At 61.2% G+C, this 6,000-nt stretch carries 6 protein-coding genes and 1 other RNA gene; all 7 read right to left on the bottom strand.

Annotation, left to right across the window (positions count from 1 at the left end):
* Window positions 1-47: 47 nt before the first annotated feature.
* On the bottom strand, window positions 48-644 hold the full coding sequence (gene recR, locus CIC07_RS01220) for a recombination mediator RecR (protein ID WP_048749929.1): 597 nt from the start codon (window positions 642-644) through the stop codon (window positions 48-50).
* A 108-nt stretch (window positions 645-752) separates the two neighbouring features.
* Window positions 753-1,064 (bottom strand): YbaB/EbfC family nucleoid-associated protein, encoded by a 312-nt coding sequence (locus CIC07_RS01215; protein ID WP_048749931.1) that lies wholly within the window; start codon window positions 1,062-1,064, stop codon window positions 753-755.
* A 34-nt stretch (window positions 1,065-1,098) separates the two neighbouring features.
* Entirely contained in the window at window positions 1,099-2,874 is a 1,776-nt protein-coding gene (gene dnaX, locus CIC07_RS01210; RefSeq protein WP_076359519.1) for a DNA polymerase III subunit gamma/tau, read from the bottom strand.
* 210 nt (window positions 2,875-3,084) lie between these two features.
* Window positions 3,085-3,350: signal recognition particle sRNA large type (gene ffs, locus CIC07_RS01205), an RNA gene on the bottom strand.
* Window positions 3,351-3,439: 89 nt separating this feature from the next.
* Complete coding sequence (locus CIC07_RS01200) at window positions 3,440-3,847, bottom strand: hypothetical protein (protein ID WP_076359520.1); 408 nt, start codon at window positions 3,845-3,847, stop codon at window positions 3,440-3,442.
* A 72-nt stretch (window positions 3,848-3,919) separates the two neighbouring features.
* Complete coding sequence (rpmE, locus tag CIC07_RS01195) at window positions 3,920-4,117, bottom strand: 50S ribosomal protein L31 (RefSeq protein WP_021882051.1); 198 nt, start codon at window positions 4,115-4,117, stop codon at window positions 3,920-3,922.
* A 170-nt stretch (window positions 4,118-4,287) separates the two neighbouring features.
* Window positions 4,288-5,547 (bottom strand): radical SAM family protein, encoded by a 1,260-nt coding sequence (locus CIC07_RS01190; RefSeq protein ID WP_076359521.1) that lies wholly within the window; start codon window positions 5,545-5,547, stop codon window positions 4,288-4,290.
* Between the last annotated feature and the right edge of the window lie 453 nt (window positions 5,548-6,000).

Raw genomic sequence — 6,000 nt, 5'->3', positions numbered from 1 at the left:
CTGAAAAAGAACGAAAAAAAGCCGTCCGGCATGGACGGCCTTGATCCTTACAGCTCCCTGCGCCCTTCAAGGGCTTTGGACAATGTCACCTCATCGGCGTATTCCAGATCGCCGCCGACTGGCAAGCCATGCGCGATCCGCGTCACCCGGATGCCGAAAGGCCGTACGAGCCGCGAAATGTACATAGCGGTCGCTTCCCCCTCAATGTTGGGGTTGGTGGCAAGGATGAGCTCCTGCACCCGCTCGTCCTCCAGACGGCGAAGCAGTTCCGCGATCCGGATCTCCTCGGGACCGATTCCCTCGATCGGAGAGATGGCTCCCTGAAGCACATGATACTGTCCGTTGAATTCCTTGGTCCGCTCCATCGCAACCAGATCTCTGGATTCCTGGACCACACAGATGGAGGAATGGTCCCTGGACTTGTCCTGGCAGATCCGGCAAGGGTCGGTGTCGGTGATATTGCAGCAGACGGAACAAAAATGAAGGTTCCGCTTGACGCTGACGAGAGCTTTTGCAAAGTCGATGACATCGTCTTCCTTCATCTTAAGGACATGAAAGGCCAGCCTGGCAGCCGTCTTCGGCCCGATGCCGGGAAGGCGGGTGAAGGAATCGATCAGTTTGGCTATGGGTTCCGGATAATACAAGGAATCAGCTCCATCCATAAAATAAGGACGGCCCTGCCGGAATGCGAAGGGCCGTCCAAGGCTGCTGCAAGAGCAGCCGTCTATGCGGTCGCGATGGACCCGCAGGCTTTAGAACAAGCCGGGAATTTTCATGCCGCCGGTGAATTTGCCCATGTCCTTGTTCGCCAGCTCGTCGGCCTTGGTGATGGCGTCATTGACGGCTGTGAGCACAAGATCCTGAAGCATTTCCACATCGTCGGGGTCGACCGCTTCCGGCTTGATCGCGATGCTGATCAGCTTCTTGTGTCCGTTCACGACAGCCGTGACGACACCGCCGCCAGCGGAGCCTTCAACGTTCTTCGTTTCAAGCTCCTCTTGAGCCTTGAGCATCTGCTCCTGCATCTTCTTGACCTGCTTCATCATTTGGTTCATGTTGTTCATCGTCATCACCTCATTATTGGAATTAAGATCAATGTCAATCCTTCTTCAGCTCGACCAGGTCTTCCCCGAACAGACGGACCGCCTCTTCCACCCATTCCGGCCGAGCCGGAGCTTGCGGCGGATCGTCGTGGCTGAGCTCCAGAGGCGCCGAAGCACGTTCCGAAGCGGCGCCGGAGCTCGCCTGCTGCCAGTCCTTCTGCATGACGGTGGACAGAGACAAGGAGCGGCCGAAGGCTTCCTGAAGCACTTTCTCGATGAGCTCGCGATTGGCCTGCTTTTCGGTCGTTTCCCGATGAATCGTGTTTTTGAACGCGACGAGCACGGAGTCGCCGGTGGAGGCTACCGGCTCGCCGTCCACGAGCCACGCATGGACCGTAACCCTTGCGTCTTTGACCCGAGCCAGCACTTCGCTCCATTTTGCCCGGAGCTGAGCGGTCTCGGAGCTTGAGAGAGCCGCCAGATAGGGGTCGAGCTTGACGTTCCGCACGGAGCCGGTACCGGAACGAGGGCCGAATCCGCCTCCGCGGCCCGCTCCTCCCCGAACGGCGCTGCCGGAAGCGGATGCCTCGGGAGCCGCTGCTGCCGGCGCGCTGCCGGCGCGCTGCAGCTGCTCGATCTTGCGCTCCAGATCGTCGATCCGCTGCAGCAGCCGTCCTGCCTCTGGAGATGCTTGAGGCGCCGCGGCGCCGGCGGTGGCCGGAGCATCCGAAGATTGGCCGCCGCCCTCGGGCATCGTGGCGATTTTGAGCAGCGCCACCTCGAAGAGCGTCTGCGGGTGAGCGGCATGTCTCATCTCGTTGTGGTAGCGGTTGAGCTCGTCGATCATCCGGAAGATCCGGTCGGCCGAAAACCCTTCGGCCATGGATTGGAACCGGGTAGGATCCGAGACGCGCCCCATCGCCTCTGCGCTGCCCGGAGCGAGCTTGAGCACGAGCAGATCCCGGAAATAATACATGAGGTTCTCCAGGCATTTGTCCGGGCTTTTTCCCGCTTGCATGAGACCTTCCACTAGAGGCAGGATCGCTCCCGCGTCCCTGTCCCGGACGGCGTCCGCGATGCCCGCGAACTGCTGCGCGGCGAGGCCCCCGGTGACGTCGACCGCGCCTTCGAGCGTGATCGTCTCGGAGCCGAACGCCGCCGCCTGCTCCAGCAGGCTGATCGCATCGCGCATGCCGCCGTCGGACAGCCTGGCGATATAATCGATCGCTTCCGGCTCGGCGCGGATGCCTTCTTCCTTGCAGATCTCGGTCAGCCTCTCCACTTGCTCCTCCAGCGACACCTGCCTGAAGTCGAAGCGCTGGCAGCGGGAGATGATGGTGGGCGGAAGCTTGTGCGGCTCGGTTGTCGCCAAGATGAAGATGACATGGCTCGGAGGCTCTTCCAGCGTCTTGAGCAATGCATTGAACGCTTCCGTAGTCAGCATATGGACTTCGTCGATGATATAAACCTTGTATCGCACTTCCGATGGAGCGTATCTTACATTGTCCCTGATCTCGCGGATTTCATCAATGCCGCGGTTGGAAGCGGCGTCAATCTCCACGACATCCATCACGGTGCCGGCGGTGATTCCCCGGCAGGCGGCGCATTCGTTGCACGGCTCCGGTGCGGGTCCGAGCTCGCAGTTGACGGCCTTGGCGAAAATCTTGGCTGCGGAAGTCTTGCCCGTGCCCCGCGGCCCGTTGAACAAGTAAGCATGCGCAATGCGCTGCTCGCGGATGGCGTTCTGCAGCGTCTGCCTGATATGCTGTTGTCCTACCATGTCCCGGAACGTCTGAGGACGCCAAGCACGGTATAAGGCGATATGGGTCAAGATGCAGGCTTCCTTTCCGGCCGGCCTCGGCCGTTATTTCGTCTCTTCATTATACAATACCGCTTCCTGCCCGGCAAAAGGAATCCGCCCGATGACATCGGCAGGCAGCCGTCGGGAATGCGAGAAGCTTTCTATTGAACATAAAAAAAAACGCCCGGAAGACCTCCTCACGAAGAGTCGGACTCCAGACGTTGCTCTGCTTAGTTAGGACCGTGCACCTGCCCTCGATCCATGCGGTCCAGCAGGCATTCCTGATTCCAGCTCGGGTCAGGCACTCCTCCGGCACATGAACGCGCCTGCTTACGGCTGCTTCCTTCCGGACCTGACCGGGTTCACAAGTGTCCATTGCGGAGGACCCATCCTTCAACGCTGTTCCTAGGCGCCATACACTGCAACGCATAACCTACGGCAGGAATTCAACCTCGCTATAGCGGATTGCGAGTTACAGGGCACCGCTACCTCCCCATCTAGCACGGCAGATTTTCAGTATAGCCCATTTGCACGGCTTGTGCAACCGGCCTTCGTCTCCCCGCTCCAGGGAAAGAAAGGCGCGGTCGCGGTCGCCTTACGAAGCCAGGCGGGCAATGATTTTATAGCGGGGCATGTTGAAGGCGAGCTGCGACTCGACGCGGCTGCGCACCTGCTCCCGCTGAGCGGCGCTCAGCCCCGCCTTCGGCGTCACGTACACCCGGAGCGTCGGGCCGTCGAAAGCAAGCCGGGCCGTCTTCACCCCTTCGACCTGCTTGACCTTGAGCTCTGCGAAGTCCGCATCCTGCTGGTAGCTCTGCGAATGCGGCGTATTGGGGAGGCGGGGATTCGTATTCGTCAAGCCTAGATGTCCGTCCTGCCCGTAGCTCTTCACCCGGTTATGCTCCGGGCTGCCGCCGCAGCCCGACAGCAGAGCGGCGCCAAGCAGAAGCACGCAAACGGCCCGAAGAGGCTTATGGGTATGGAAGCGAAATGCTGATGTCAATTAAAAAACCTCCCTTCAGTCCATAGGATGGCTGAGGGAGGTTCTTCTATGCCGCCAATTTCTGGCAGTCGATTAGATGCCGTATTTCTTTTTGAAACGGTCTACGCGGCCGCCGGCATCCAGGAATTTCTGTTTGCCTGTGAAGAACGGGTGGCAAGCGGAGCAGATCTCCACGCGCAGGTTCGGTTTAACGGAACCCGTCTCGAACGTGTTGCCGCAAGCGCAAGTAGCCGTAGTCACGTGGTATTTCGGATGAATAGCCTCTTTCATCGTCTTTCACCTCTTTCTGCCCTGAGCTTCAAGCGAGCCCAGAGTTATGCATACCTGAATAGTATATCACGGACAAGTGCCGTAGGCAATAGGATTGCTGCGGGCCGCCGGCAGGACTTGCACCCTATCTCCCGGCGCAGGACGTCCATCAACCTTGATCAGTACGGCTTTCAGCGTTGCCTCGCCAGCCGGGACGGCGGCACATGCGTGTACGAGCCGATGACGACGCCCGGCAGCTCCTCGCGGAAAATCTCCAGCATCTGCTTCATGCCGTAGATCTCTCCGCGCGCCTTCGGAATGAGGTTCAGATACGCTTCCGGATCGATGTTGAGGTTGCGCATCTGAATCAGCTTGAGATCCGTCCGGCGGACGAACTCGATCATCGCTTCCATCTCCTCCTCGCGGTCGGTGACGCCCGGGAAGATGAGATAGTTGATGGAGGTGTAGACGCCTTGGTCGGCGGCATAACGCAAGGACTTCTCCACATTTTTGAGCGTATAGGCCCGAGGCTTGTAGTACGCGTTGTAATGGTCGTCCAGCGCGCTGATCGTGCTCACCCTCATCAGATCGAGGCCGGCATCGACGATCGCCCGCATGAAGTCCGTGAGCCCGGCGTTCGTGTTGATGTTGATGTAGCCCATCGACGTCTGCTCGCGGACTCTCTTCATCGCCTCCACGATGATCCTGGCCTGGGTGGACGGCTCGCCCTCGCAGCCCTGGCCGAAGCTGATGATCGCATCGGGAGTCTTCAGCTGCTCCAGCATGATCTCCACGATTTCGTCGACGGTCGGCTTGAAGTTCATGCGGGTCTGCGGAGCCGGGAACGCGCTGTCCTCCGGCTGCTCGGAAATGCAGCCGAAGCAGCCTGCGTTGCAGGAATAGGAAACCGGGACGGCTCCTTCCCAGCGCTGCAGGAACGTATTGGACGCCGTGAGGCATTCGTAGCCGAGCGCGCAATGGGACAGATGCTTGTACAGCCTGTTGTCCGGGTATTTCGCCAGCAGCTCCTCCACCTTCACGTTCAGTTCCTTGGCATCGCAGTTCAGCGGATTCCAGCGCTCGGGATCGTCGCTGCGCTCGGCCGCGACATGGAAGCCGCCGTCCTTCCAGACGACGGAGGTGTAGCCGAACAGCGGCAGGACGGCGTTTTTGTCCGCTTTGACGTAGCCGGGCAGATTAAGCCGCGTATAGCCTTGGGGAAGCAGCGCGCCTACAGCCTGATAGGATCCGGGCAGCACTTCCATCTCCCCGGTGCGGGAGCTGATGCCGACCGGGCGAGTGCCCGGCAGGCCGACGAGAGTCGCTCCCTCCGGAAGGGGGATAAGCTCCTCGTCCATGATTTCAACGACGACGTCGCCGCTGCGGCCAAGCCCGATCCAATCGGGATGGTCATATAGATTGCCTTGTTCATCGGCATATACAAGATTCATGATGTCCTCCTAAAATCTTTAGCGCCCGGCGGGGCTTATTCCGCCGGGGACTCATCCACAGGAGCGGACTTGGATCGCGCCGTGCGGCGGGTCGTTCCGGCGGCCGGCTTGTCGGCCGCCGCCGCGCGCGGAGCGCGGGTGCGCTTCGGCGCGGCCGGAGCCGCTGCGGCGTCCGCAGGCGAAGCTGCGGCAGCCGTCTCGGCGCCGGCTTGCGGCGCGGTTTCGGCGGCAGGCGAAGCTGCCGCCTTGATGCGCGGGGCGCGCGGCGAAGCCGAAGCGGCGCGAGTGCGCTTGGCCGCCGGCTCGGCAGCGGCGGACGCTTCCGGCGCAGCCGGCTGCGCGGCAGGCGCGGCGTCCTGCGCCGGCTGCTGCGCCTGGCAGCGCGCGAAGCCGCTGCCCGCGGCGAAGCGGCGCGAGTGCGCGCCGGGGCCGCCGCAGGCGCATCGGCGGCGC

Origin of the sequence: Paenibacillus sp. RUD330 (genome assembly GCF_002243345.2) — a bacterium.
Lineage (GTDB): Bacteria > Bacillota > Bacilli > Paenibacillales > Paenibacillaceae > Paenibacillus_O.
This window is presented reverse-complemented; position numbering and strand designations above follow the sequence as displayed.

What these genes read in the sequence shown, in the direction of transcription:
- CIC07_RS01215 (WP_048749931.1), bottom strand. Translation starts at nt 1,064, where the DNA reads ATGAACAACATGAACCAAATGATGAAGCAGGTCAAGAAGATGCAGGAG.
- rpmE (WP_021882051.1), bottom strand. Translation starts at nt 4,117, where the DNA reads ATGAAAGAGGCTATTCATCCGAAATACCACGTGACTACGGCTACTTGC.
- CIC07_RS01190 (WP_076359521.1), bottom strand. Translation starts at nt 5,547, where the DNA reads ATGAATCTTGTATATGCCGATGAACAAGGCAATCTATATGACCATCCC.